Annotated in this window: 24 protein-coding genes; 17 read left to right on the top strand and 7 right to left on the bottom strand. The window is 72.5% G+C overall.

The features are described 5' to 3' along the window. Positions 1 to 373: 373 nt before the first annotated feature. Both ACFWYW_RS43990 and ACFWYW_RS43985 read left to right on the top strand, forming a co-directional pair. Positions 374 to 991 (top strand): TetR/AcrR family transcriptional regulator, encoded by a 618-nt coding sequence (locus tag ACFWYW_RS43990; RefSeq protein ID WP_379623158.1) that lies wholly within the window; start codon positions 374 to 376, stop codon positions 989 to 991. Then, on the top strand, positions 988 to 2,646 hold the full coding sequence (locus tag ACFWYW_RS43985; protein ID WP_379623156.1) for an FAD-dependent monooxygenase: 1,659 nt from the start codon (positions 988 to 990) through the stop codon (positions 2,644 to 2,646). The genes ACFWYW_RS43990 and ACFWYW_RS43985 overlap by 4 nt, the downstream gene beginning before the upstream one ends. Before the next feature lie 31 nt (positions 2,647 to 2,677). Here the strand turns inward: ACFWYW_RS43985 and ACFWYW_RS43980 are convergent, their stop codons facing one another. Continuing rightward, a complete protein-coding gene (locus ACFWYW_RS43980; RefSeq protein WP_379623154.1) occupies positions 2,678 to 4,645 on the bottom strand; it encodes an ABC1 kinase family protein in 1,968 nt (655 codons plus the stop codon). 2 nt (positions 4,646 to 4,647) lie between these two features. Continuing rightward, positions 4,648 to 5,271 carry a PadR family transcriptional regulator gene (locus ACFWYW_RS43975; protein ID WP_379623152.1) on the bottom strand — a complete coding sequence of 208 codons (624 nt, stop codon included), beginning with the start codon at positions 5,269 to 5,271 and terminating at the stop codon, positions 4,648 to 4,650. 346 nt (positions 5,272 to 5,617) lie between these two features. On the opposite strand from ACFWYW_RS43975, the gene ACFWYW_RS43970 reads away from it, so the two are divergent. The 6 genes from ACFWYW_RS43970 to ACFWYW_RS43945 are packed head-to-tail and all read left to right on the top strand — an operon-like array spanning position 5,618 to position 10,876. Continuing rightward, positions 5,618 to 7,075 carry an ATP-binding protein gene (locus ACFWYW_RS43970; protein WP_379623150.1) on the top strand — a complete coding sequence of 486 codons (1,458 nt, stop codon included), beginning with the start codon at positions 5,618 to 5,620 and terminating at the stop codon, positions 7,073 to 7,075. A gap of 50 nt (positions 7,076 to 7,125) precedes the next feature. Next, positions 7,126 to 7,545: a roadblock/LC7 domain-containing protein gene (locus ACFWYW_RS43965; RefSeq protein ID WP_379623148.1), complete on the top strand. Its 420-nt coding sequence runs from the start codon at positions 7,126 to 7,128 to the stop codon at positions 7,543 to 7,545. After that, complete coding sequence (locus tag ACFWYW_RS43960) at positions 7,542 to 7,904, top strand: DUF742 domain-containing protein (protein WP_379623146.1); 363 nt, start codon at positions 7,542 to 7,544, stop codon at positions 7,902 to 7,904. The genes ACFWYW_RS43965 and ACFWYW_RS43960 overlap by 4 nt, the downstream gene beginning before the upstream one ends. After that, positions 7,882 to 8,508 (top strand): ATP/GTP-binding protein, encoded by a 627-nt coding sequence (locus ACFWYW_RS43955; protein ID WP_379623144.1) that lies wholly within the window; start codon positions 7,882 to 7,884, stop codon positions 8,506 to 8,508. The genes ACFWYW_RS43960 and ACFWYW_RS43955 overlap by 23 nt, the downstream gene beginning before the upstream one ends. Continuing rightward, positions 8,505 to 9,671, top strand: coding sequence for a cytochrome P450 (locus ACFWYW_RS43950; RefSeq protein WP_379623142.1), 1,167 nt, complete (start codon positions 8,505 to 8,507; stop codon positions 9,669 to 9,671). Before ACFWYW_RS43955 ends, ACFWYW_RS43950 begins: the two co-directional genes overlap by 4 nt. Continuing rightward, a complete protein-coding gene (locus ACFWYW_RS43945; RefSeq protein ID WP_379623140.1) occupies positions 9,671 to 10,876 on the top strand; it encodes a cytochrome P450 in 1,206 nt (401 codons plus the stop codon). The genes ACFWYW_RS43950 and ACFWYW_RS43945 overlap by 1 nt, the downstream gene beginning before the upstream one ends. Here ACFWYW_RS43945 and ACFWYW_RS43940 read toward each other — a convergent pair. After that, positions 10,873 to 11,355 (bottom strand): nuclear transport factor 2 family protein, encoded by a 483-nt coding sequence (locus ACFWYW_RS43940; RefSeq protein WP_379623138.1) that lies wholly within the window; start codon positions 11,353 to 11,355, stop codon positions 10,873 to 10,875. The two genes, ACFWYW_RS43945 and ACFWYW_RS43940, sit on opposite strands and share 4 nt — an antisense overlap. An 86-nt stretch (positions 11,356 to 11,441) precedes the next feature. Between ACFWYW_RS43940 and ACFWYW_RS43935 the strand changes: the two genes are divergently transcribed. The 4 genes from ACFWYW_RS43935 to ACFWYW_RS43920 all read left to right on the top strand — a co-directional run bounded on the left by ACFWYW_RS43935 (position 11,442) and on the right by ACFWYW_RS43920 (position 14,861). Next, positions 11,442 to 12,338, top strand: coding sequence for a LysR family transcriptional regulator (locus ACFWYW_RS43935; protein WP_379623136.1), 897 nt, complete (start codon positions 11,442 to 11,444; stop codon positions 12,336 to 12,338). A gap of 129 nt (positions 12,339 to 12,467) precedes the next feature. After that, positions 12,468 to 13,151 carry a gamma-glutamyl-gamma-aminobutyrate hydrolase family protein gene (locus ACFWYW_RS43930; RefSeq protein WP_379623134.1) on the top strand — a complete coding sequence of 228 codons (684 nt, stop codon included), beginning with the start codon at positions 12,468 to 12,470 and terminating at the stop codon, positions 13,149 to 13,151. Between the two features lie 10 nt (positions 13,152 to 13,161). Beyond that, positions 13,162 to 14,082: an alpha/beta hydrolase gene (locus ACFWYW_RS43925; RefSeq protein ID WP_379623132.1), complete on the top strand. Its 921-nt coding sequence runs from the start codon at positions 13,162 to 13,164 to the stop codon at positions 14,080 to 14,082. After that, positions 14,079 to 14,861 (top strand): enoyl-CoA hydratase/isomerase family protein, encoded by a 783-nt coding sequence (locus tag ACFWYW_RS43920; protein ID WP_379623130.1) that lies wholly within the window; start codon positions 14,079 to 14,081, stop codon positions 14,859 to 14,861. The genes ACFWYW_RS43925 and ACFWYW_RS43920 overlap by 4 nt, the downstream gene beginning before the upstream one ends. Before the next feature lie 41 nt (positions 14,862 to 14,902). Here the strand turns inward: ACFWYW_RS43920 and ACFWYW_RS43915 are convergent, their stop codons facing one another. Both ACFWYW_RS43915 and ACFWYW_RS43910 read right to left on the bottom strand, forming a co-directional pair. Next, positions 14,903 to 16,084 carry an acyl-CoA dehydrogenase family protein gene (locus tag ACFWYW_RS43915; RefSeq protein WP_379623128.1) on the bottom strand — a complete coding sequence of 394 codons (1,182 nt, stop codon included), beginning with the start codon at positions 16,082 to 16,084 and terminating at the stop codon, positions 14,903 to 14,905. Positions 16,085 to 16,161: 77 nt separating this feature from the next. Then, the gene (locus ACFWYW_RS43910; protein WP_379623126.1) at positions 16,162 to 16,752 is read right to left on the bottom strand and encodes a class I SAM-dependent methyltransferase; all 591 of its coding nucleotides are present in this window, start codon (positions 16,750 to 16,752) and stop codon (positions 16,162 to 16,164) included. A 129-nt stretch (positions 16,753 to 16,881) separates the two neighbouring features. Between ACFWYW_RS43910 and ACFWYW_RS43905 the strand changes: the two genes are divergently transcribed. Together ACFWYW_RS43905 and ACFWYW_RS43900 are read left to right on the top strand one after the other, a co-directional pair. Next, entirely contained in the window at positions 16,882 to 18,492 is a 1,611-nt protein-coding gene (locus tag ACFWYW_RS43905) for a histidine kinase (RefSeq protein WP_379623124.1), read from the top strand. Further along, positions 18,489 to 19,166: a response regulator gene (locus ACFWYW_RS43900; RefSeq protein WP_379623122.1), complete on the top strand. Its 678-nt coding sequence runs from the start codon at positions 18,489 to 18,491 to the stop codon at positions 19,164 to 19,166. The genes ACFWYW_RS43905 and ACFWYW_RS43900 overlap by 4 nt, the downstream gene beginning before the upstream one ends. Here ACFWYW_RS43900 and ACFWYW_RS43895 read toward each other — a convergent pair. Beyond that, entirely contained in the window at positions 19,147 to 20,589 is a 1,443-nt protein-coding gene (locus ACFWYW_RS43895; protein ID WP_379623120.1) for a glycerate kinase, read from the bottom strand. The genes ACFWYW_RS43900 and ACFWYW_RS43895 overlap by 20 nt on opposite strands. 9 nt (positions 20,590 to 20,598) lie before the next feature. Beyond that, entirely contained in the window at positions 20,599 to 21,996 is a 1,398-nt protein-coding gene (locus ACFWYW_RS43890; RefSeq protein WP_379623118.1) for an SLC13 family permease, read from the bottom strand. Positions 21,997 to 22,077: 81 nt separating this feature from the next. On the opposite strand from ACFWYW_RS43890, the gene ACFWYW_RS43885 reads away from it, so the two are divergent. The 3 genes from ACFWYW_RS43885 to ACFWYW_RS43875 all read left to right on the top strand — a co-directional run bounded on the left by ACFWYW_RS43885 (position 22,078) and on the right by ACFWYW_RS43875 (position 25,913). After that, on the top strand, positions 22,078 to 22,665 hold the full coding sequence (locus ACFWYW_RS43885; RefSeq protein ID WP_379623116.1) for a phosphoribosylanthranilate isomerase: 588 nt from the start codon (positions 22,078 to 22,080) through the stop codon (positions 22,663 to 22,665). A 154-nt stretch (positions 22,666 to 22,819) separates the two neighbouring features. Next, positions 22,820 to 23,401 (top strand): CDP-alcohol phosphatidyltransferase family protein, encoded by a 582-nt coding sequence (locus ACFWYW_RS43880; protein WP_184963195.1) that lies wholly within the window; start codon positions 22,820 to 22,822, stop codon positions 23,399 to 23,401. A gap of 4 nt (positions 23,402 to 23,405) precedes the next feature. Continuing rightward, entirely contained in the window at positions 23,406 to 25,913 is a 2,508-nt protein-coding gene (locus tag ACFWYW_RS43875) for a sugar phosphate nucleotidyltransferase (protein WP_379623114.1), read from the top strand. The last annotated feature ends 3 nt before the right edge of the window (positions 25,914 to 25,916 follow it).

Genomic DNA, 25,916 nt, shown 5'->3' with positions numbered 1-25,916 from the left:
TCTTACATCACTACGTTGGGGCCACAACCGTTTCACCTCAATATGGTGCGAACCACAACTATCCGTAACTGTAACGTTATTTTCCGCATTCATCTGGTTATGGCGACGGACTTTGAAAGTGAATGTTAATCGGATTCGCATTCATGCCCCTTTCTCCCCGTCTTCGGCGCCCCCATTGCGCCGCCCTCCGGGCCCGCCGCCGCACACCGCCCAGCGAACGCGGCCCCGTCTCCTCGCCGCGCCGCCTCGCCCTGTCTGCCTGGCTGGGATGCGGGCCGTACCTGGTGGCGCCGGTTTTCTATCAAGTGATTGACAGAAGGGAGCTCGTGGGGGTTTTCTATCAAGTGATTGAACGTGCGAGGAGGCGGGGCGTGTGGGGGTGAAGCGGGCCAAGGACGGGCCGCGGGCTGTGGAGCGGCGGGAGCGGCTGGTCGCGGCCGGGTACCGGGCGATGCTGCAGTCAGGGCTGGAGGGTGCGCGGACGCGGGACATCGCCGCCGAGGCCGGGATCACCGTGGCCACGTTGCATTACTACTTTCCTACCAAGAACGACCTGGTCAAGGCCGTTCTGGAGCACACGATCCGGGAGCGGATGCTGGCGCCGCTCGGGCTGGACGCCGACTGGGAGGACGGGCCGGCGGCGCTGCGGGCCATGGTGGACGGGCTGGCGCGGCAGGCGGAGGCGGAGCCGGGGCGGTTCCGGCTGCTCAGCGAGATGACATGGGCGGCGCGGGAGGACGCGGACCTGCGGGCCATGCTCGCCGCCTGGCATGACGAATGGCACCGTACCGTCGCCGGGTGGCTGCGGGGTGGTCAGGGCGACGGGCGGGTGCGGCGCGACCTCGATCCCGAGGCCGCCGCTGCGCTGATCGTGTACTGCGTGCTCGGCCTGGTGATGCGGCCGCCGCTGCCCGCCGGGACGGGTGAGAGGGCCGGTGCGGAACTTGAGCGCTTGCTGGCCGGGATCGGGAATCGAGGAGCGGGCTCATGAGTGAGGAACGTACGCAGGTTCTGGTGGCCGGGGGCAGCCTGGTGGGGCTGTCGGCCGCGCTGTTCCTGGCGCGGCACGGGGTGGAGGTGATGGTGGTGGAACGGCATCCGGGCACCTCGATCCATCCGCGTACCCCCGGCTACAACGCGCGGACGATGGAGTACTTCCGGGCGGCCGGGGTGGAGAAGGCGGTCCGGGCGGCGGGGCCGTGGGAGCTGGCCGGGTCCGGGCTGCTGTGGGCGGAGAGCCTGGCCAGTCCCAACCAGTTCTGGCTGTCGCCGCCGAACGCGCGGGGCGCCGACGAGGGGTTCGCGGACGTGAGCCCGTGCGAGGACGCGGTGCTGTCGCAGGACGTGCTGGAGCCGGTGCTGGCCGGGTACGCCCGCCGGTACGGGGCGGACCTGCGGTTCGGGGTGCGGCTGGAGGCGTTCGAACAGGAAGCCGACGGGGTCCGCGCCGTGCTGCGCGACGCCGGAACCCCGCCCGGCGGGGTAGGCGAGGAGGGCGAGGGGCGGGCCGCGGGGGTGGGCGGGACCGTCGTCCGGGCGGACTACCTGATCGGTGCGGACGGGGCCGGTAGCGCGGTGCGGGCCGGGCTGGGGATCGGGATGAGCGGGATCGGGGTGCTCGAGCACGTCGCGGGCATCATGGTCAGGGCTGACCTGGGCGATCTGCTGGACGGCAAGGGGTTCGCGATCTGCCAGGTGAACAATCCGGGGTTCTCCGGCATGGTGCGGGTGGTCGGCGATCGGCTGGCGCTGCATGTCTCGTGCGCGCCGGGGGAGGAGTTCCCGCCCGAACGGTGCGTCGAGCTGGCCAGAGCCGCGGCCGGGATCGCGGATCTGGACGTGGAGCCGCTGGATGCGATGCCGTGGCAGTCCAGCGCCGCGGTCGCCGACCGGTTCTCGGTGGGGCGGGTGTTCCTGGCCGGGGACGCGGCGCACGTCATGCCCCCGTCCGGGGCCTACGGCGCCAACACCGGCATCCAGGACGCCGCCAACCTCGCGTGGAAGCTCGCCGCCGTCCTCCAGGGCTGGGCCGGTCCTGAGCTGCTCGACACCTACGACGCCGAACGCCGTCCCGTCGCCGGCCTCACCGTGGACCAGGCGGTGGCGACGGGCAAGGAGTGGTTCGGGGCCGAACTGCCCGAGGGGGCCGGAGAGGTCGAACTGCTCGACGAGGTGACGCTGAAGTTCGGCTACCGCTATGGGCCGGGCGAGCCGTTCGAGGACCCCCGGCGGCCCGGCGGCGCCCCGGGCGGGCGCGCGCCGCACGTGTGGCTGGGCGGCGTCTCGACGGTGGACCTGTGGTCGGACGGCCCCGTCCTGCTCGCCGGTCCGGACGGCGCCGCGTGGGCCGAGGCCGCCCGCCGCCTCGCCGCCCACGACAAGGTCCCGCTCCGTGCGCGCCTCCTCACCGGAACCACCGGCACCCAGGGGTACGGCGAGGCGCCCCCGCGACCAGCCGCCTCGGCCACGGAGGTGCCCCCGGAGACCTTCGCCGACCCGGAAGGCCGCGCCGCCGAGGCGTTCGGCATCACGGGTTCCGGGGCGGTGCTGATCCGGCCGGACGGGTTCGTGGCCTGGCGGGCGGCCGAGGCGGTGGCGGATCCCGGGGCGGCGCTCCGCGAGGCCTGGCACCGGCTGGCCCACTGAGAACACGTGCGGCAGGGACCGGAAAGGGGCGCTAGCCGGATCTCGGGTTGAAGACCAGGGCCAGCGACCGCAGCGCCAGGATGAACCCGATCAGCAGGAACGCGCCCCCGACCACCGCCAGCAACCGGATGTTCGGCGTGATCATCGGCCCGATGTCCGCCGTGATCAGCATGATCGCGCCCAGCGTCGCGCTCCCCGCCAGCACCGCGATCACGATCTGCTGCACCAGCCCGGTCAGGAACCGCCGGTCCCCGTCGTCGGCCAGCGGCCGTACGTTGAACGAGAGCCTGCCCTCCTCCAGATCCTCGACGACATGGTTGATGCGCCGCGGCAGCCGCTGGAGGATCGGCAGGTAGCCGGCCAGCCGTTCCTCCAGATCGGCCCTGACCTTGCCGGGCTCGACGGCCTCGCGCATCAGCGCGCGGCCCTGTTCGCGGGCGGCCCCGACCATGTCGACGTCGGGGCTGATCAGCGCGAGGGTCCCGTCGAGCGCGGCCAGCGCGCGGAAGGCGGCCGCGATCTGCGGCGGTACGGCGAAGCCGTTGTCGTGGACCACCCTCAGCAGGCTGCCGAACATGCCGCTCGACCCGCCGCGCCCGGTCCCGGTCCGGTAGCGGACCATGAGCTGCCCGATCTGCCGCTCCAGGTCACGTTCGGCCAGGCCACGCGGACGGTCGAGCAGTTCGATCAGGGCGTCGGTGGCGGCGATCGCGTCGTCCCTGTCGACGGCCAGCAGCAGCATGCCGAGCGCCCGCCTGGTGGAGTCGTCGAGCCGGCCGACGGAGCCGAAGTCGAGCAGGCCGAGCCCGCCGTCCTCGTCGACCAGGACGTTGCCGGGATGCAGGTCGGCGTGGAAGACACCGGTGCGTACCTGCTGCCTGAGCACCTCGCTGAGCAACTGGTGCGCGATCTGGGCGCGGCGTTCGCGGCCCAGGGCGGCCAGCACGGGGCCGGCGGCGCCGACGGGGGTGCCGCGCAGGCGGGTCATGACGAGCAGCGTGCCGCTGGAGTGTTCCTCGACGACGTCGGGCACCGCGATGCCGCCGTCGAGCGTGGCCGACACGGTGCGCAGGTTGTCGAGTTCGACGGTGTAGTCGAGCTCCTCGTCCAGCGAGGCGGCGAACCCCTTCGCCAGCGTGAAGACCCGCAGCGAGCGCCCCCACGGCGTGCTGCGCTCCAGCCTGCGGCTGAGCCTGAGGATGATCTCCATGTCGGAGGCGACCTGGGCGCGGGCGCGCGGCCGCTGCACCTTGAGCACGACCTCGCGGCCGTCGAGCAGCCGCGCCGCGTGCACCTGGGCGACGGAGGCGGCGGCCATCGGCTCGGGGTCGACGGAGGCGAACACCTCGCCCACCGGCCGGCCGAGCGCCGCCCTGATGGCCGTCTCGATCTCGGGCCACGGCTCGGGCTCCGCCCGGGTCTGCAGGGTCGCGAGCTGGTCGGCGAACTGCCCGGGGATCAGGTCGCGGCGGGTGGAGAGCATCTGCCCGAGCTTGACGAAGGTGACGCCGCCCTCGTTGAGCGCCGCCTTCAGGGAGCGGGCGAGTTTCGTGTCGCCGTGGTAGGGGTCGGCTCTGCGCCTGCCGCGCAGGTAGCCGCCGAGGCCGTGCCGTACCGCGATCTTCATGATCTGCGCGTAGCGGCGGGCCCGGCGGCGGCGGGCCCGCCAGCCCTTGAGCAGGTCGAGCGGGGACGGCAGCGTGCCGGTGGGGACGACCACCTCCAGCACCACGAGGCCGGTGAGGCCGAGGACGAACACCCACGCGACCACCAGGCCGAGGACGAGGTACGCGGCCGGCATCGAGACCATGATCCGGCCGTCGGCGACGATCCCGGCGAACTCGGAGAAGGAGGTGACGGCCGAGCCGATGGCGCTGGTCACGAACAGGCCTACGACGATCGTGCGGGGCCAGCCGACCGGGATGCCGAGCGCGCGCCTGGCCACGACGGCGGCCAGCCAGGCGGTGACGGCCAGGGTGAGGGGAGTCAGGAGGTCCATGCTCAGGAACGCCCCTCGTCGTCTTCGTCTTCCTTGGCCTTGTCGTCCTCGCCGGCCTTCCGCAGGGCCGCCATCATGCGAGACTCCTCCTGGTCGATCCAGCGCATGGTCGACTTCGTGAAGTGCTTGCCGTAGCGGAACAGGAGCTCGGGCGCGCCCAGGGAGGCGGCCTGTTCCGCCTCGGGCAGCTGGTCACCCGGCAGTACCGCGTCGATCACCTTCTCGAACTGGGAGAAGATGTTCTTGCGTTCCTCCAGGAGGCGGCCGACGAGGTCGGGGCTGCCGCCGCCGGCGAAGAAGAGTTTGACGAGGTTCTCGTCCCTGATCTGGACGGGCGAGGACAGCGACTCCAGCCAGGCGCGCAGCGCGGAGCGGCCGGAGTCGGTGATCTCCCAGCGCTGGCGTGAGCGCGGTCCCTCGGCCTCCCCGTCCGGCCGGATGAGCCCCTGCTCGGCCAGATGGCGGAGCTGGGGGTAGAGCTGGCCGTTGCTGATGCCCCAGAACGCCTCCATCGAGCGCTTCGCGGCCCGCAGGATCTCGTAGCCGGACTGCGCCTTCAACGACAGGAAGCCGAGGATCGCCCACGCGGTGGGCGTCAGATCGGGCAGCTGATCATCTTGTGCCATGCGGCCAGCATAATGCGTCTGGCAGACATATGGCGGAGGGCGCTGACCTGCCCTCTCCTCTGGGAGGCGCCTGCACGGTGCGCGCGCTCACGTATCTGCCAGACATATTAGGGGCGCTGGGGCCGGGGTGCGCGCCGACCGGGCCCAGAACGCCTCTAAATGCTGATAAATCAGCCAAAACCGGGATAAAACCAACCTTTGCCATATATCTGACAGATAACGCGGGATGGATTGACTGATCGTGTGAAGTCGGAATAATCGGATCTTGGTGTGTGAGTTCCTCCGCCGCCACAAGCGACACCCCGCAGGACGGCCACGCCTCCCATCCACCCATGCAAAGGTTGTCATGGCTTCCCCTCGCTCGCCCCAGCAGGCGCAGTGGCTCTGGCCCGTCACCCTGGCCCTCCCGATCCTCGCCGCGCTGCTGGCCTTCGCCGCCGCGACCGGCGCCGCCGCCTGGTTACCCGTAGCCGCGGGCGTGCTGGCGCTGATCTGCGCCGTGGCCGTGGCCGCCGTCCGGTACGAGCACGGAGCCACGGTCCAGGCCCTGGAGCAGCGGGAGCGGGCCAGTAAGCAGCGCGAGGCCGAGTTCCAGCACCACGTCCAGCAGCGCAACCTCCAGTGGAACAACCACCTGGCCGCGCGCGCCGCCGCCCTCGACGAGGCGGTCAAGCACCTGGTCACCGAGCGCATCCCGGCGGTGGGGAACGACACCCCGGTGCCCCCGCCGTACCAGAACGGGGCCCTGGACGAGGAGGTGGCCGCCCGGCTGGAGGACGTGCTCGACGCCGTGGCCGGCTCCGCCAAGCAGGACAGCGAGCGGCAGGAGTCGCTGCGGCTGGCCGTCGTGGCCCTGGCGCGCCGGGTGCAGACCTCCGCGCACCGCATCCAGGAGACCGTCTCGCTCATGGCCGAGCGGCACCCCGGCAACCCGGACGTCCTCGAGGCCAGCATGCAGGTCGACCACGCCGCCGCCCAGCAGGGCCGCCACGCGCAGAGCCTGGCCGTGCTGTGCGGCGACTGGCCGGGCCAGCAGTGGCCCAAGCCGCTCGCGCTCGTCGACGTGGTACGCGCCGCCGCCTCGCGCATCGTCGCCTACAAGCGCGTCGAGGTCTCGGGCGACCCCGACACCGCCGCCTCGGCCAAGGTCGTCGAGCCGCTCATCCACCTCGTCGCCGAACTGCTGGCCAACGCCACCCAGTCCTCGCCCCCCGCCACCACGGTGCTGGTGGCCATCCGCAACGTCCAGCGCGGCGCGGTCATCGAGATCGACGACGGCGGCGTCGGCATGGACGAGCACCACCTGGAGCAGGCCCGCGAGGTCGTCTCCGGCCGCCGTAGCGTCGGCGTCGGCGAGGTCGGCGAGATCCCGCAGACGGGACTGGCCGTCATCGGGCACTACGTGCGCCGCCACGGCTTCCTGGCCGACCTGCTGCCCTCGCCCTACGGCGGCGTGCGCGCCGTGGTGCTGGTGCCGACCGACGTGGTCGAGACGCTGGAACCGGTGTCCGCGCCGCCGGTCAGGGCGGCCCGGCCCGCCGTACCGGAGGAGAGGGCGCCGCACGCCGCCCCCCAGGATCCCGAGCTGCCCCGCCGCCGCTCCAAGCGCGGCGAGGCCGCGCCCCCGGCAGAGGGTACGGCGGGCGGCCTGTTCACCGCGGCGGAAGGCCCGGTCGAGGAAGGCGTGCCCGCGGACCAGCCCGCGCCGGCGCACACCGAGACGACGCCCGAGCAGGCGGGCGCCTGGATGGCGGCCTTCTTCGACCACAACGCCGACACCGAGCCCGGCGACGACGGCGAATGATGGATGGACGGCGAACGACGGATGGACGGCGGATGCCGGATGGACGGCGGATGACGGATGGACGAATGACGGAGGAACGGATGCAGCAGGACCAGGACTGGATGATCGGCGAGGTCGTCTGGGTCCCCGGTGTCAGGCACGTCGTCGTCCTCAGCTCCGACGGGCTGCTGAAGGCCCGCTCCGCCGGAACCCCGCGCGACGTCGCCGACCGCCTGTCGGCGGCCTGCTCGGGCCTGCAGTCGCTGGCGCAGAGCGTCGGCAGGGAGTTCGGCATGGACGGCGGCGCGGTCAAGGAGCTGATGGTCGGCTTCGAGGGCGGCTACCTGTTCGCGCGCTCGGCGGGCACCGGCTCCCACCTGGTGGTGATCACCGAGCCGGTGGTGGACCCGCGCCTGATCGCCCAGCAGATGCAGGCCCAGGTCATCAAGATCGGAGAACGGAACTTCAGCACCCCGGCCCGCAGGGCATGACGGACCCGGGCGACTACAAGGACCAGGCGGTCCGCCCGTACGTGCTGACGCAGGGCAGGGCCCGCCCCTCGCGCAACACGATCGGCCTGGACACGCTGCTCGTGGTCACCGAGGCGGGCAAGCCGCTGCCGGTCTCGGCCAGCCGCCAGGAACGCGACCTGGTGCGCATGTGCCGCAGGCTGCTGTCGCTGGCCGAGGCGGCGGCCTACCTGGAGCTGCCGCTCAGCGTCGCCTCGATCCTCGCCTCCGACCTGGTCGACTCCGGCCACCTGACCGCCCGCTCGCGTATCCCCGAAGTCGCCCGGCCGTCACAGAACATGCTCAAGGAGGTGCTGGATGGCCTCCGCAGGCTCCGCTGACCGCTACCTTCCCGACACGGTCCAGGAATCGGTGAAGATCCTCGTGGTCGGCGACTTCGGCGTCGGAAAGACCACCATGATCGGCTCGGTCAGCGAGATCGAGCCGCTGCGCACCGAGGAGACGATGACGCAGGCCAGCGTCGGCGTCGACGACCTGGCCGGGCTGGAGGCCAAGGCCACCACCACGGTCGCCATGGACTTCGGCCGCATCACGCTGAGCCCGCTCACCGCGCTCTACCTGTTCGGCACGCCGGGCCAGCAGCGCTTCTGGGACCTGTGGGCGGGGCTGTCGGAAGGGGCCGTGGGCGCGCTGGTGCTCATCGACACGCGGCGCCTCGAAGGCAGCTTCGAGGTGCTCGACCAGCTCGAACTCCGCGGCGACATGCCGTTCGCGGTGGCGGTGAACCTGTTCCCCGACTCGGTCAGGCACAGCAGGAAGGCGCTGCGCGAGGCGCTCGACCTGGCCCCGGACACGCCGATCGTCGAGTGCGACGCCAGGAACCGGGCCTCCTCCCTCGACTGCCTCATCACGCTGGTCGAGCACGCCGTACAGAAAGAGCAGGCGGGCCAGAAGGCGCCCGCCGTACAGAAAGAGAAGGCATGACCACCCCGCTCACGGCCACCACCGACTACGAGGAACTGCGGGCGCAGTGGGGTGACGTGGCCTGGGTCGAGTTGGAGCCCGGGGTGGGCGCCTGGCTCGTCATGGGCTACCAGGAGATCCTCACCATCACCCGCCAGGAAAAGCTCTACAGCCGCGACGCCCGCAACTGGCGGCTGTTCCAGGAGGGTGTGGTGCCGCCGGACTCGGGGCTCGGGCCGATGATGTTCTGGCGGCCGAACGTGATCGGCGCCGACGGCGGCGAGCACCGCAGGCTGCGCCGTCCGCTGGACGACGGCGTGGCCGCGATCGACCAGCGGCGCATGCGCCGCTCGGTGGAGGGCATGTGCGCGGACCTGATCGCCGGCTTCCGCGACAAGGGCAGCGCGGACCTGGTGGGGGAGTACGCGGCGGTCATCCCCATGCTGGCCATCGCCGACCTGTTCGGCCTGGACGTCACCCAGGGGCACGAGCTGCTGGCGGCGCTGCGGGCGCTGTTCGGCAGCGCCGAGGACTCCCAGGCCGGCAACAAGAAGTTCGAGGAGATCCTCGGCGGCATCATGAACGCCCGCCAGCAGGACCCCGCCGAGGACCTCACCAGCCGCTTCCTGCGTCACCGCGACCTGAACGGCGACGCCGAGGTGCTGCAGTCGATGGTGGTGATGATCTCCGCAGCCCAGGAGACCACGACCACGTGGATCTCCCAGACGCTGCGCCTGGTGCTCACCGACCCGCGCTTCGCCGGCCGCATGCGCGGCGGGCGGCTCGGCGTCGACGACGCGCTCGACGAGGTCCTGTGGCGCGACCCACCGATGACGAACATGCCGGCCAGGTACGCGCTGCGCGACACCGAACTCGGCGGCCGGCGCATCGCGCGCGGCGACGCCCTGGTCCTGGGTCTGGCCGCGGCCAACGCCGACCCGAGCGCGCACACCGGCGAAGCGGTGATCGAACTCGGCAACCGGGCCCACCTGGCGTGGAGCGCGGGCCCGCACGCCTGCCCCGCCCCGGTCCCGGCGCGCCTGATCACCCGCACCGCGGTCGAGACGGCCCTGCACCTGCTGCCCGACGTCCGCCTCGCGGTGGCGCCGGACGAGCTCACCCCGCACCCCTCGCCGTGGACCCGCTGCCCCGCGGCGCTCCCGGTCCTGTTTGGAGATCACTGATGGACATCATCACGCTCGACCCGGCCGGAACCGACCACCACGGCGAGGCGGCCAGGCTGCGCGAGGCGGGACCGGTCGTGCGGGTGGAGCTGCCCGGCGGCGTCCAGGCCTGGGCCGTCACCCACCACGAACTGCTGGCCGAACTGGTCGCCGACCGCAGGGTGAGCAAGGACTGGCGCAACTGGAACGCCATCCGGCGCGGCGAGATCCCCGACGACTGGCCGCTGATCGGCATGGTCAAGGTCACCAACATGGTCACCGCCGACGGGCGCGAGCACCACCGGCTGCGCAAGTTCGTCACCCAGACGCTGACGCCGCGCCGCGTGCAGGGCATGCGGCCGAGGCTGGAGCAGATCGTGGACGGGCTCCTGGACGACCTGCCCGGCCACGCCGCCCCCGACGGCACCGTGGACCTGCGCCCGCACTACGCCTACCCGGTGCCCATGCGGATGATCTGCGAGCTGGTCGGCGTGCCCGAGCACGAGCGCGACGAGCTGCGCACGCTGGTGGACAGCATCTTCCGTTCGACCACCTCCCCCGAGGAGGTGCTGCGCACCCAGCGCGACATCTACCTGCTGCTGGGCCGCCTGGTGGCGGACAAACACGCCGCACCGGGCGAGGACCTGACCAGCGCGCTGATCGCCGCGCAGGTGGACGACCCGGAACGGCTGACCGACGAGGAACTGGCCGGGACCATCTGGCTCATGCTGGCCGCCGGGCACGAGACGACGCTGAGCCTCATCGTCAACGCCGTACGGGCGCTGCTGACCCACCCCGACCAGCTCTCCCTGGCCCTGAAGGGCGACGAGGCCACCTGGGCCGCGGTGGTGGAGGAGACGCTGCGCTGGGACGCGCCCATCGGCAACTTCATGGCCCGCTACCCCCTGGAGGACCTCACGGTGGCGGGTGTGACGATCCCCGCGGGCGAGGCCGTCCTCGCCCCCTACAGCGCCGTGGGCCGCGACGCGGCGCAGCACGGCGCGGACGCCGCCCGCTTCGACATCACCCGCGAGCAGCGCCGCCACCTGGCCTTCGGCGGCGGGCCGCACGTGTGCCTGGGCGCCGCGCTGGCCCGCCTGGAGGCCGCGGTGGCCCTGCCCGCCCTGTTCGCCCGCTATCCGGACATGTCGCTGGACGCCGCGCGCATCCCCCCGGTCCCCTCCCTGTTCTCCAACTCCGCCGCCACCCTCCCGGTCCGCCTCTAGCCGAAGATCGCGGGCGGGTCGCCGGTGTACCAGACGTTGTCGATGACCACCCGGCTCATCACCCAGCGCCCGTCCTCGCGTACCAGCTCCACGTCGTAGAGGTTCTTCAGCAGCGCGTGCACGCTCCGGTCGGCGGTGAGCAGGTGCTGGGCCTCGACCATCGCGGTCAGGCGGGCCGTGCCGCCGGTGATCTGGACGCGCGGGTTGGTGACCTGGTGCGTGGTCACCACCCGGCCCGCGAACCCGCCCAGGATGGTCGAGACGATCGTGTCCCTGCCCGACATCACGGGCGGCGCGGCCCCCCACTTCGCGGCGGCAGGGCCGAAGTCGAGTTCGGCGTCCCCGGCGAAGGCCGAGGCGAACAGCTCCGCGTCCCCCAGGTCCTGGCCCAGTGCGAACCGGTACAGGGCGTCGGTGATCTCCGGCAGGTCGCGCGGGTCCGCGCCGTCCGCGAGCGCGCGGTCAGTAGTGACGTACATGTGATTCATCCTTGTTTCGTCCGTTCTCGTCATCAATGCGCGTCTGTGCAAGGATCATGAAGCGTGGTTTAACGGTCCGGGGTGGCATGGTGGAGAGATACGAGCTGGAAGCCTTCCTGACGCTGGCCGAGGAACTGCACTTCGGCCGCGCCGCCGAGCGGCTGCACGTGTCCACCGCCCGGGTCAGCCAGACGATCAAGAAGCTGGAGCGGAAGGTCGGGGTGCCGCTGTTCGACCGCAGCAGCCGGCGCGTCGAGCTGTCGGCGGTGGGACGGCAGCTGCACGAGGAGATCCGGCCCGCCTGGGAGCTGATCGGCGCGGCTGTGGAACGCGCCATCGAGACCGGCAAGGGCATCACCGGCACGCTCACCGTCGCCTTCGTGGGCCCGGCCGGCGGGCAGCTCGTCGTGGGGGCGGCCGAGGAGTTCCGCGCCAGGCAGCCGGGGTGCGCGGTGGACATCAGGGAGGCGCAGCTCGGCGACGTCGTGCCCTGGCTGCGCGAGGGCGTGGCCGACCTGGCGCTGACCGGCTTCCCCATGGACGCGGCCGGGGTGGTGGCCGGGCCGGTGCTGGTGCGCGAGGCGCGGATGCTGGCGGTGCCCGCCGGGCATCCGTTCGCCCGCAGGAGGCGGGTGTCGGTCGAGGATCTGGCCAGGGTGCCCGTGCTGCGGCTGCCCGAGTCGGTGCCGGAGTCGCACCGGGCCGACCGCACGCCCCGCCGTACGCCGGCCGGCCGGGCCATCGCTCCGGGCCCGGTGGCCGCGACCCTGCACGAGATCCTCACGCTCGTGGGGGCCGGGCGCGGCGTGTTCCCGGTCGGCGCGCAGACCCGCCGCTACCACCCCCGCCCCGACGTGGCCTACGTGCCGTTCGGCGACGCGGCTCCGGTGGAGTGGGGCCTCATGTGGCGGTCCGGGGGAGGGAGCGCCCGGGTCCTCGCCTTCGCCCGCGCCGCCGGAGACCTCCTGTCCGCCCACCGCTAGCCGAAAGTGGATCGGCACCTGAGATTCGGGCGGGGATAGAAGTGACAGAACGGGATCTCCGGGAGAGCCGACATAACCGAAATGGTCTGCGCCATGATGGGCTTGAGGCCCCAACTCCCTGGAGATCGCATGTCTCGACCCCTGATCGGTATCACCGCCTACTTCGAGGCCGCCCGCTGGGGCGACTGGGTCAGGGAGGCCGTGCTGTCTCCGCCCTCGTATGCCAAAGCCGTCACCCGCGCCGGTGGCGCCCCCGTGATCCTGCCGCCGCTCGGCCTGCACGCCGTCGAGGACTACGTACGCGGGCTGAAGGGCATCGTGCTGGCCGGTGGCGTCGAGGTCGGTGCGCAGGCCTACGGCGAGGACGACGACGCCAGGGTGGCGGAGCCGCAGTCCCACCGCGACCGGTTCGAGCTGGCGCTGGCCCGCGCCGCCGTCCAGGCCGACGTGCCCATCCTGGCCGTCGCCCGCGGCATGCACGTGCTCAACGTCGCACAGGGCGGCACGCTCATCCCCTGGCTGCCCGACGTGCTCGACCACGAACGGCACGGCGAACAGGGCCCGCACGTGATCCAGGTGAGCGTGTCGAGCAAGCTCGGCAAGGCCGTGGGCGACAAGGTCGAGGTCGTGGCCCCGCACACCCAGTCGGTCCGCAGGCTCGGCTCGGGCCTGCTGGCCGTCGCCTGGGCCGACGACCAGATCGTCGAGGGCATCGAGCTCCAGGGGCACCGGTTCGGCGTGGGCGTGCAGTGGCACCCGGAACGCGCCGAGGAGATCAAGCTCTTCGATGCGCTCGTGGAGGCGGCCCGCTAGGCTTCGGATCATGCCGCTGCATCCCCAGGCGCGGGACTTCGTCGCGCGCTTCCCGTCGGATCTGGGCGTCGACCCGGACACGCTCGATCTGGGCGCCATCCAGCGGATGCGCGCGGAGGACGGCCTGGCCGCCGAGCGCGGGCCGATCACGCACCTGCCGTTCGTGCGCGATGAGACGGCCGAGGGCGTGCCCATCAGGATCTACCGCTCCGACCGCGGCGAGGACGCCCTGCCGGTCGTGGTCTACTTCCACGGCGGCGGCTTCGTCTTCGGCAGCGTCAAGCGCAACGACGCCGTGGGCCGCGACCTGGCCATCCGCACCGGCGCCGTCGTGGTCTCCGTCGACTACCGGCTCGCTCCGGAAAACGTCTTCCCCGACGCGGCCGACGACGCCTGGGCCGTGGTGCGCGACGTCTTCGCCCGGCCCGCCTTCTACCAGAGCAACGGCCGCGTGGCCGTCATCGGCGACAGCGCCGGGGGCAACCTCGCCGCCGTGGCCGCCTGGCAGGCCCGTGACGCCGGGCTGAGCCTGGCCCACCAGGTGCTGGTCTACCCGGTCATGGACGCGGCGATGGACACGCCGAGCTACAAGGAGTTCGCCGAGGGCTTCGGGCTCGACGCCGGGGAGATGGCCTGGTTCCTCGCCCAGTACGCGCCGGGCGCCGACCCGGCCGACCCGCGCCTGTCACCGCTGCGGCTGGACTCCTGCGAGGGGCTGGCGCCCGCGACCGTCGTGACCGCCGGGTGCGACGTGCTGCGCGACGAGGGCGAGCGCTACGCCGAGCGCCTGGCCAAGGCCGGGGTCGCGGTGGAGTCACGCAGGTTCGACGGCGCCGTGCACAGCTTCTTCGGCCTGCCGGGGCTGTTCGACCAGGCGATCGAGGCCCGCGAGTACGTGGCGGAGCGGCTGCGCGAGGACCTGGCCCCGTGACCTACGCCTACGACAAGCTCAAGACCGACATGCCCGCCGACGGCGTGCTGCGCGTGACCATCAGCGAGCCGCGCCGCCTCAACGCCGTCGACATGGCCGGCCACCGCGAACTGGCCGAGATCTGGCGCGACATCGACCGCGACGACGCGGTCCGCGCGGTCGTGGTCAGGGGAGAGGGCGGCGCGTTCTCCGCCGGGGGCGACCTGTCGATGATCGAGGAGATGACGCTCGACCACGCCACCCGGCTGCGCGTGTTCGGCGAGGCCCGCGACATCGTCTACAACGTCCTCAACTGCTCCAAGCCGGTCGTCTCCGCCATCCAGGGCCCGGCGGTCGGCGCGGGGCTGGCCGTGGCGCTGCTGGCCGACATCTCCGTCGCCGGGCGCACCGCCCGCATCATCGACGGCCACACCCGCCTCGGCGTCGCGGCGGGCGACCACGCGGCCATCATCTGGCCGCTGCTGTGCGGCATGGCCAAGGCCAAGTACCACCTGCTGCTGTGCGAGCCGGTCTCCGGCGCGGACGCCGAGCGGATGGGCCTGGTCAGCCTGTGCGTGGACGACGACCAGGTCCACGACAAGGCCATGGAGATCGCGGTACGGCTGGCCGCCGGCGCCCAGGAGGCGATCCGGCTGACCAAGTACTCGCTCAACAACTGGCTGCGCATGGCCGGACCGGCCTTCGACGCCTCGCTGGCCATGGAGTTCCTCGGCTTCACCGGCCCCGACGTGCGGGAGGGTGTCCAGGCCCTGCGCGAGAAGCGGCCGCCGAGCTTCTAGTCCGCCAACCGGCTCAGCGCCATGTTCCTCACCGCGCTGCTTCAGAAGCTGCGCGGCAGGCCGAGGACCTGGGTGGCCAGGTAGTTCAGGAGGAGTTCCTCGGTCACCGGCGCCACCTTGCCGATCCGGGCGTCGGTGAGCAGGCGGGCCACCGGGTACTCCAGCGAGTACGCCATGCCGCCGTGCGTCTGGAAGGCCGCGTCGGCCGCCTCCCACGCGGCCTGGGAGGCGGTCAGCTTGGCGATGTTGGCCTCGGTCCCGCAGGGCAGCCCGCTGTCGAACGACCACGCCGCCTTGTACAACATCAGCCGGGCCAGCTCGATCTTGGCCTTGACCCGGGCCAGCGGGAACGCGATCGCCTGGTTCGCGCCGATCGCCCGGCCGAACACCTCGCGCTCCTTCGCGTACCCGACCCCGACGCGCAGCGCCACCTCGGCCCCGCCCAGCGCGGAGGCGGCCAGCAGGATCCGCTCGGGGTTGAGGATGTCCCACAGCACCAGCGCGCCCTGGTCCACCTGGCCCACGACGCTGCTCGCCGGCACCCGCAGGTCGTCCAGGAACACCATGTTCGACGGCGTCGTGTTCGCGCCCATCTTGGGGATCGGCCGGTAGCTGAGCTGCCCGGCGGCCACCGCCTCCGGCACGTTCACCAGCAGCACGGTCAGGCCGTTGGTGCGCGGCTTGGCCTCGGCCGCCGGGATCGTCCGCGTCACCAGCAGCATCCAGGTCGCCCGCTGCACGCCGGTGATCCAGATCTTCTGGCCCCTGACCACGAACTCGTCGCCGTCGCGGCGGGCCGAGGTGGTGATGGCCAGGGAGTTCGACCCGGCGTCCGGCTCGGTCAGCGCGAAGCAGGTCTCGATCTCGCCCGTGGCCATCTTGGGCAGAAGCGCGGCCTTCTGCTCGCCGGTGCCGTGCCTGGCGATGGTCAGCGCGCCGAAGCCGGGCGTCAGCACGTACGTGAACGCCGAGCCCCCCGCCGATCCCGACGCCGACAGCGTCTCGGTCGCGACCGCGAGCTCCAGCAGCCCCTGACCGCCGCCCCCATACTCCTCGGGTACGGCCAGCCCCAGCCACCCGCCCTTGGCCAGCTCCGCCCAGACCTCCTCGGGCCAACGCTTCTCGGCCTCGCAGCGCTGCCAGTAGTCCATGTCGTATCGGGCGCAGATGTCGCCGACGCCGCGCTGGACGGCCAGCGCGCTCTCCGGAAGCGTGAAATCCATCGGCCCATCGTAGAAGGAAGTTCTGGTCAGGGTCGAGCCGCGCGGATCACCGTCGACCCGCGCGGTCAGGCTCAGGCTCAGGGGCGGGGGCGGCGCGCGTGGAAGACGAAGGCGGGCGGCGCGTTGCGCCACACCGTACGGCCCGGCACGACCTCTTCGAACCGCTCGTCCAGCAGGTTGCGGAAGCGGCGGGCGGCGCTGAGCGGAATGGCGTGGATGTAGGAGAACGTGGTGAACGCCCCGCCCGCGCCCAGCGCCGTGCACACCGCGCCGAGCAGCTGCTGCTGCAGGCTCTCCGGGAAGGCGGCCCAGGGCAGGCCGCTGACCACCACGTCCGCGCGGTTCAGGCGGCGCTCGGCCAGCAGTTCCGGTAGCCGGGCGGCGTCGTCGCGTACCACGTCCACCAGCGGGTAGCGCTGGGCGAGCAGCCCGGCCAGCGAGTCGTTCAACTCGACGGCCATATGGTGCCCGCGCCCGCACAACCGGCGCTGGATCTCGGCCGTGAAGGGACCGGTGCCGGGGCCGAGCTCGACCACGACCGGTTCTCCGCGTTCCGGGATCGGGGCCGAGACCGCCTCGGCCAGCCGCCTGGAACTGGGTGCGAGCGCGCCGATGCTGGCGGGCGAGCGCAGGAACTGGCCCAGAAAGAGAGCGGTGTCGTTAGACATGTGAGGAAACCTACGGCATAGATCGGGGCTCGCTCCTCGGTCCAACGGACAGAGTTCCGGCCACTTGGAGGAGGCCCGGTCCTCCGCCAGGAGGACCCGGCAGCCGGCCCGCGGGGATAGCGTTTGTCCATGTCTTGGCGATGGCGGGGAGTGCCGCTCGATCTCCTCCTGGCCGCCTCCGGCATCGGCCTGGACCTGCTCATCTCGGGCAAGGCTCCCGCCTGGGAGGCGCGGCCCGCCCTGTCGGTGATCCTGTTCGCGGTGCTGGCCGGGGCGCCGATGGGGTTCGTGCGCCACCGGCCGGTCGCCGTCGTCCTCTACCTCGCGGCCTTCCTCGTCTACACCGACCAGATCGGCTCCTTCACCTCCAACACGGCGCAGGTGCTGCTGTGCGCGGCCCTCGGCGCCGCCGCCTACCGCACCCGCTGGCCCTGGATGGTGGCGGCCGTGGCGGCGGGCGCGCTGGCCTGCGCGTTCAACATCGCCGACCCGGGCGTGGCGTTCACGTCCAGCGCGTGGATGTACTCGGTGGGGCTCGCGCTGTTTCCCGCGCTGCTCGGCGCGTATCTCCAGCGGCCGGCCGTACGGCTGGAAGAGCGCGCCATCGCGCCCGACCTGCTGCTCGCGGCGGGCGGCGTCGCCTACGCGGTGCTCAGCACGTGGACGAGCTGGCACGCCGCCGAGCAGCCGATCTGGGTCACCGGGCTGCTCGCGGTGGCCGGCGGGCTGTCGCTCGGCGTCGCGCGGCGGCTGCCCGGCCTGGTCTTCCTGCTCCAGGGGCTGCTGCTGCTGGCCGCCGACAGCTACCTGCCGCAGGTGGTCAACACCTGCATGCTGCTGGTGCTCATCTCCATCGGCGTGTTCGCGATGCGGGTCTCCTCGTGGCTGTGGACCGCCGCGGTCTACCTCGCCGCGTGCATCCTGGGCTCGATCGCCGTCGTCGAGCCCGGCGTCGAGACCACGCCGGTCCGCGTCGTGGTGCTGATGGCGCTGGTCGTCACGCCGGTGGCGATCGGCCGCTACCTCGGCGCGAACCAGGCCGCGCGCTCGGCCGAACAACTGCGCGCCCGCGAGTCGGCCCGCCTGGCCGTCGCCCAGGTACGCGCCGACCAGCTCGCCGAGCGCGAACGCATCGCCCGCGAGGTCCACGACATCGTCGCCCACCACGTCGGCGCCATGGTGCTGCGGGCCGGAGCCGCCCACTACGCCGCGCCCGAGGGCCCGATCGCCGACGCGCTCGCCGACATCCGCCAGACCGGCCACCAGGCGCTGGAGGACCTGCGCGGCCTGCTCCACCTGCTGCGCGACCCCGACAGCCCGCCCGACCTCCTCGCCGACCCCGGCGACGTGGTCAGGGAGTCGGCCGAGCGGATGAGCGCCGCCGGCCTCGTGGTCGCGCTCGACGTCGACCCCGCCATGGAGGAGGCGCCGCTGGTCACCCGCGCCTCCGCCGCCCGCATCGTCCAGGAAGGCTTGACGAACGTGCTCAAACACGCAGGACCCGGCACCGAGGTGAGCGTCAGCGTCACCCCGGCCCGCACCGCGGGCGGCCTGTCGGTCGAGGTACGCAACGGCCCGCCGGTCACCACCCGCGAGCCGCTGCCCTCCTCCGGCCAGGGGCTGGCCGGGATGCGTGAGCGGGTGCGCGCCCTCGGCGGCGCCCTGACCGCCGGCCCCGACGGCCGCGGCGGCTGGCTGCTGAGCGCCACCCTGCCCGGCGCCCGGGGGAGCGCCGCGTGATCCGCGTGCTGGTCGCCGACGACCAGGCCCTGGTACGGGCGGGCGTACGCATGCTGCTGCAGGCGGCGGGCGGCATGGAGGTGGTCGGCGAGGCCGAGGACGGAGCCGAGGCCGTGCGCCTGGCCGCCCACCTCACGCCCGACGTCATCCTCATGGACCTGCGCATGCCCCGCGTCGACGGACTGGAGGCGGCCAGGCGCATCCTGGCGGCAACCCCGTCGGCCAGGATCGTCGTGCTGACCACCTTCGCCGAGGACGCCAACGTCTACGCCGCGCTGCGCGCCGGGGCGCTCGGCTTCCTGGTCAAGGACGACGAGCCCGAGCGCATGGTCGACGCCGTGCGCAGGGCCGCGATCGGCGAGCAGCTGCTGGCGCCGTCCGTGCTGCGCCGGGTGGTGGAGCGGGCGCTGGCCGCCGAGGACGTACGCGCCGAGGCCGCGCCGGCGGCCCACCTGACCGACCGGGAACTGGACGTGCTGACCCTGCTCGGCTCCGGGCTGTCCAACAGCGAGATCGCCGAGCTCCTGCACGTGGGCGTGACCACGGTCAAGACCCACGTGGGGGCGGTGATGGAGAAGCTGGGGCTGCGCAACCGCATCCAGGCGGCGGTGGTCGCCCACCGGATGGGGCTGGTGGACGCCCACTTCCGCCCCATCACGCGACCCGCCCCCTGATCAGCTCCGTCAGCGGGGGAACACCGGGGATCCTCGGCACCGTCGCGATCCCGCGCTCGGCCGGCCTCGGCTTCGCCGGAATCCCGCGTTCGGCGGGCTTCGGCTTGGCCGGGATCGCGCGCTCGGCGGGCCTCGGCTTTGTCGTGACCCGGCCTCCGGGGACATGGCCCGCCGACGCCTCGTCGGCCGCGGGCGGGACGGCCGGGCGGCCCGGTCCCGGCGACGACCCGTTCCCCGAGGAACCCGGGAGCACGGCCCTCATGATCTCGGACGAGCCGCCGGCCCGCTGGAGCCGGGCGCCCACCATGACCATGCGCAGCGCCCGCTCGGCCGCCGCCACCAGGAACTCCTCGCCGCCGTCGATCGCCTCGGCCAGCCGCATGGGCCCCGGCACGATGCTCTCGAAGGCGTCGATGCCCGCCTCGTGCACCTGGCTGGCCCCGGCGCCGATGGTTCCGGCCAGGGCGAGGACGGGCTTGCCGTACCTCTTGGCCCGGCGCGCCACCTCGGCCGGGATCTTCCCCGACGGCGTCTGCGCGTCGATCGCCCCCTCCGCGGTGATCACCAGGTCGGCGGCGGCGATCTTCGCGTCGAGGTCCACGTGGTCGAGCAGCACCTCGAAGCGCGGCAGCAACCGCCCGCCCACCGCCGCGAGACCCGCGCCCAGACCGCCGGACGCCCCGCTGCCCGGCGCGGTCCGCAGCCCGCCGGCGCCGAGGTCGCGCTCCAGCACCCCGGCCCAGCGCTCCATCGCGGCGGCCAGTTCCTCGACCCGCTCGGGCGTGGCCCCCTTCTGCGGCCCGAACACCCGCGCCACGCCGCGCGGGCCGCACAGCACGTTGCACGGGTTGCAGGCCACGAGCAGTTCCACGCCCGCCAGCCGGGGGTCCAGCCCGGAGACGTCGATCCGGTCCAGCCGGGCCAGCGCCGCGCCGCCCGCCGGCAGCGCCCGCCCCTCCGCGTCGAGCAGCCGCGCCCCCAGAGCCGTCAGGGCGCCCGCGCCGCCGTCGGAGGTACCGGAGTCGCCGCAGCCGACCAGCACCCGCCGCACCCCGTGATCGAGCGCGGCGGCGATCAGCTGGCCCACTCCGTACGTCGTGGTCAGCCCCGGATCGCGCAGCTCACGCGGCACCAGCCGCAGCCCCGCGGTCGCCGCCATCTCCACCACCGCCGTCCCGCCGGGCAGCAGCGCGAGGTGCGAGTCCACCGGCGCGCCGACCGGCCCCGTCGTCGTGTACGGCACCAGCCGCCCGCCCAGCGCCTCGGCCAGCGCGGCGGCCGAGCCCTCGCCTCCGTCCACCAGGGGCAGTGTCTCGGTCCTGGCCAGCGGCAGAACCCGGCGTACCCCGCGGGCGATGGCCTCGGCGACCATCCCCGCGCTCAGGGACTCCTTGAAACCACTCGGGGCGATGAGAATACGCATGATCATCCTTCAGTAGGGCAGGCCGAGAAGCGGCCACACCATGAGTGCGAAAAGCAGAACGAGCCCGGCGGTCAGCGGCGCGAGCACCGCCGACAGGGCCAGCAGGTGGCGGGAGCCGTACGTGGGGACCTCCTCGATGCGGTGGAAGAGCGCGACGGGCTTGGCGGAGGCGGGCAGGGTGTGGCAGAACCCCGCGGCGGCAGTCGAGGCGAACGCGGCCGCGGCGGGGGAGACCCCGAGACCGGCGGCGGCGGTGATGACGAGCGGGACGAGCACGCTGGAGCGCGCCGAGCGCGACTGCAGCAGCAGGTGCGCCAGCGTGCTCACGCCGACCACCGCGGCCAGGAACTGCCAGGCCGGCACCCGCACCCCGAACAACCCGCCGGCCAGCCAGCCGGCCGCCCCCGACGTGGTCATGGCCACGCCCATGGCCATGGTGGCGGCCATGAACATGAGCATCGCCCAGGGCACGGTGGCCAGCGCCTTGTTCATGGTGATCGTCCCGGCCTTCGGCGTGGCGGTGAGCACCGCGCCGACGAACGCGACGACCGCGGGCGAGACCCCGTGCAGCGGCTCGGCGCACCACAGCGCCACCACCACGCACAGCAGCACGGCCGAACGGCGCTGCGGCCCGTCCAGCGGCCCGCTGACGGGCACGCCGGTGGCCTCGCCGACCGCCTCCGCGTCCACGCTCACCGGCTCCCGCCGGTCGGCCCGTCGCGTGATCATGAGCAGCACGATCTCGGCGCACAGGTGCGAGGACACGACGGCCAGCGGCAGCCCGAGCAGCAGCCAGTGCGCGAACCCGATCCGCTCGCCCGTGGCCTGGAACAACATCTCGACCGTGATGAGATGCGCGCCCGCCCCGATGAGGGAGGCGACCGCCGAGAGCAGGATGACCGCGGGAAAGACCAGCGCCAGCGCCACCACGACCCGGCGCCGGCCCTCCAGCACCTTGGCCAGCGCCAGGAACACCGGCACCGCCAGCGCCGCCCGCCCCGACGTGGCCGGGACCGCGAACGCGCTCACCACCAGCGCCGCCGTGGTCAGGTGCACCAGCCGCCGTACGGTCGAGGCCCGGGAGACCAGCCAGGCGGTCGCCCGCGCGGCCAGCCCCGAGGCCGACACCCCGGCGGCGATCACGAAGGCGCAGATGAGCAGCCACACGGTCGGCTCACCGAGCGCCCCGAAGAAGTCGTCGGCGGGTAGCACCCCCGACACCACCAGCGCCAGCCCGGCCCCGAGGGCGACGAGCGTGTCGTCCACCTTGGCGATCATCCACAGAACGGTCGCCACCGCGAACACGCCCAGCGTGATCTTCCCCTGCGTGCCGAGGCCCGGCGTGAAGATCACGACGGCGGTCACGGCAAGGGCGCTGAGGAGGAGGGCGGAGATCGTTCTTGTCACGACCACGATCGTCGCGGAGCGTGATTACCCGTTCATGAGGCGTTCATGAGCGCTCTCTCACGATTGCCGTAGCCTGGAGGGGTGTACGTCAAGATCTGCGGCCTGAGCGAAGAAGAGCACGTCCGCACCGCCGTCGAGGCCGGCGCCGACGCCATCGGCCTCGTGCTCACCCACAGCCCGCGCCGCGTCACGCCCGAGCGCGCGGCCGAGCTCGCCGCCCTGGTCCCCCCGCACGTCCTGACCGTGGGCGTCTTCAAGGGCGAGGACCCGGACACGGTCAGAGCCGCGGCGCTGACGGCGGGCGTGCGCGCGATCCAGCTCCACGGCGTCCACCCGCACTCCGACTTCACCGCGCTGAAGGACCTGGGCCTCACGCTGGTACGGGCCGTGGCCGCCGACGCCGACCTGCGCTGCGGGGCCTACGACGAGGACCTGCTGCTGGTCGACGCGCCCCGGGCGGGCGCGGGCGAGCCGTGGGACTGGTCCGCCGTCCGCGGTCGTCCGACGGGCCGCTGGCTGCTGGCGGGCGGCCTCACGCCGGAGAACGTGCGCGCGGCGGTGGCCGCCGCCGCGCCGTGGGGCGTGGACGTCTCCAGCGGCGTGGAGGTCGCGCGCGGCGTCAAGGACTCCGCCCTCATCCGGGCCTTCCTCACCTCCGCCCGCCGGTAACCCACCCCCCAGGTACGGCTCCCGCGATGCCTGTCCGCCATACCGGCCGCGCGAGGCCGGGGCGGGGAGGGGACGGTGGGGGGAAATGACGGAGTCCGGGGACGCCCAGCAGGTGATCGCGTGGGAGGACAACCCAACGCAGTAGGGTCGCAGCGTGAGCGAAACTTCCGCCGAGGACCGGATCTGGACAGTTCCGAACCTGCTGAGCTTCCTGCGCCTGCTTGGCGTCCCTGTGTTCCTCTGGCTGGTTCTGGGGCCCAAGGCGGACGGCTGGGCCATCGCGCTGCTGATGGTGGCCGGGTTCACCGACTGGCTCGACGGCAAGATCGCCCGCGCGTTCAACCAGACCAGCCGCCTCGGCCGGATCATCGACCCCGCCGCCGACAAGCTCTACGTGTTCGCCACGATCATCGGCCTGCTGTTGCGCGAGGTCATCCCCTGGTGGCTGGTGGTGCTCATCCTCGGTCGTGAACTCTTCGTCGCGAGTTTCGCTCCCGTCCTTCGCAAACACGGCTACCGGGCACTCCAGGTGCATTTTCTGGGCAAAGCCGCCATGTTCAACCTGATGTACGCCTTCCCGCTCCTCTTCCTCGCCTCCCACACTGGGTGGTATGCGGAAATTGCCCGGATTACCGGCTGGGCCTTCGCGATCTGGGGAACGGGCCTGTACTGGTGGGCGGGGCTGTTGTATGTGGTACAGGTGCGCCAGCTCATAAAGGCCGACAAGAAGGAGTGATCGGGTGAAGGCGGTCGTGATGGCGGGCGGGGAGGGTACTCGGCTGCGACCGATGACCGCCAACCAGCCCAAACCTCTCCTGCCGGTGGTCAACCGCCCGATCATGGAGCACGTGCTCCGGCTGCTCAAACGGCACGGCCTCACCGAGACCGTCGTGACCGTGCAGTTTCTCGCCGCGCTCGTGCGCAACTACTTCGGCGACGGCGACGAGCTCGGCATGAGCCTCAACTACGCCACCGAGGACCTTCCGCTCGGCACCGCCGGCAGCGTCAAGAACGCCGCGGACAAGCTCAGGGACGACCGCTTCCTGGTCATCTCCGGCGACGCCCTAACGGATATCGATTTATCGGACATGATCCGTTTCCATCGTGAGAATGCGGCGCTCGTCACCATCGGCTTGAAACGCGTGCCCAACCCGCTCGAGTTCGGGATCATCATCGTCGATGAGCACGGCCGCATCCAGCGCTTTCTCGAAAAACCCACCTGGGGCCAGGTCTTCTCCGACACCGTCAACACCGGCGTCTACGTCATGGAGCCCGAGGTCCTCGACGAGGTCGCCGACGGCGAGGTGGTCGACTGGTCGGCCGACGTCTTCCCCCGCCTGCTCAAGCGCGGCGCCCCGCTCTTCGGCTACGTCGCCGAGGGCTACTGGGAGGACGTCGGCACCCACGAGAGCTACCTCAAGGCCCAGGCCGACGCCCTGGCGGGACGCGTCCAGCTCGACATCGGCGGCTTCGAACGCTCCCCGGGCGTCTGGGTCGCCGAATCGGCCACCGTGGACCCCGACGCGGTCCTGAAAGGCCCCCTGCTCATCGGCGAGTACGCCAAGATCGAGGCCGGCGCCGAACTGCGCGAGTTCACCGTCGTCGGCAACAACGCGCTGGTCCGCGAGGGCGCCTTCCTGCACCGCGCCGTCCTGCACGACAACGTCTACCTCGGCCCCGGTGCCCACCTGCGCGGCTGCGTGATCGGCAAGGGCACCGACCTCATGACCGGCGCCCGCGTCGAGGAGAACGCCGTCATCGGCGACGACTGCGTCATCGAGGCCGAGGCCTACGTCTCCAGCGGCGTACGCGTCTACCCCTTCAAGACCATCGAGGCCGGCGCCGTCGTCAACACCAGCGTCATCTGGGAGTCGCGCGGCCAGCGCAGCCTGTTCGGCCCCCGCGGCGTCAGCGGCCTGGTCAACGTCGAGATCACCCCCGAGCTGTGCGTACGGCTGGCCAGCGCCTACGCCACGACGCTCAAGAAGGGCGAGCGGGTGGTCACCGCCCGGGACTCCTCACTGGCGGCCAGAGCGCTCAAGCGGGCCGTCATCGGCGCCCTGACCGCCAGCGCCATCAACGTCCTGGACCTGGAGGCCGCCCCGCTGCCCGTGGCGCGCTTCCACACCTCCCGCGAGGCGGCCGCCGGCGGCATCGCCCTGCGGACCACCGCGGGCGACCCCCAGAGCGTCGACATCGTCTTCATGGACCAGCGCGGCTCCGACCTGCCCCCCGCCGCCCAGCGCAAGCTGGAGCGCGTCTACTCCCGGCAGGAGTTCCGCCGCGCGTTCCCCGGCGAGATCGCCGAGCTGCGCTACCCGGCCAGGGCCGTCGAGGACTACGCCCACGAGCTGCTGGCCTGCGTGGACATGACCGGCGTACGCGACATGAAGGTCGTCGTCGACTGCGCCGGCGGCACCGCCACGCTGGTCCTGCCGACGCTGCTCGGCCGCGTCGGGGTCGAGGTGCTGACCGTCAACGCCCGCCTGGACGAGGCCTCGCCCACCGAGACCCTCGCCGAGCGCCGCCGCGACCTGCAGCGCCTGGCCGAGCTGGTCAGCTCCTCACGGGCCGCCTTCGGCGTGCGCTTCGACCCCATGGGCGAGCGCATCGCCCTGGTGGACGAGCTGGGCCAGCTCATCGGCGAGGAACGCGCCCTGCTCGTCGTGCTCGACCTCGTCGCAGCCGAGCGCCGCCGCGGGCGCGTCGCCCTGCCCGTCACCACCACCCGCGTCGCCGAGCAGGTCTGCCGCTTCCACGGCGTCCAGGTCGAATGGACCTCCACCGCCACCGACGCGCTCACCTCCGCCGCCGCGGCCGAGGACCTGGTCTTCGCCGGGGACGGCCGGGGCGGCTTCATCGTGCCCGAGTTCAGCCCCGCCGTGGACGGCCTGGCCGCCTTCATGCGCCTGCTCGGCCTGGTCGCCCGCACGCGCCTGTCGCTCAGCCAGATCGACGCCCGCATCCCCGAGGCGAGCCTGCTCAAGCGCAGCGTCCCCACGCCGTGGGCGGCCAAGGGCGCGGTGATGCGCTCGGTCATCGAGGCTGCGGAGGCGGCGGGTGAGGGCTTCCGCGTCGACACCACCGACGGCGTACGGCTGGCCGCCGATGACGGCGGCTGGGCGCTCATCCTCCCGGCCGCCACCGAGCCCGTCACGGACGTCTGGGCCGAGGCCGCCGACGCCGACTCGGCCCAGGCACTCCTGGAACGCTGGGCCCGCATCGTCGAACAGGCCTCAGGAGCGTGAGAC

The organism is Nonomuraea sp. NPDC059023 (assembly GCF_042740095.1).
Classification (GTDB): Bacteria; Actinomycetota; Actinomycetes; order Streptosporangiales; family Streptosporangiaceae; genus Nonomuraea.
Note: the sequence above shows the minus strand (reverse complement) of the source record. Positions and strands in the feature narration are given on the sequence as shown.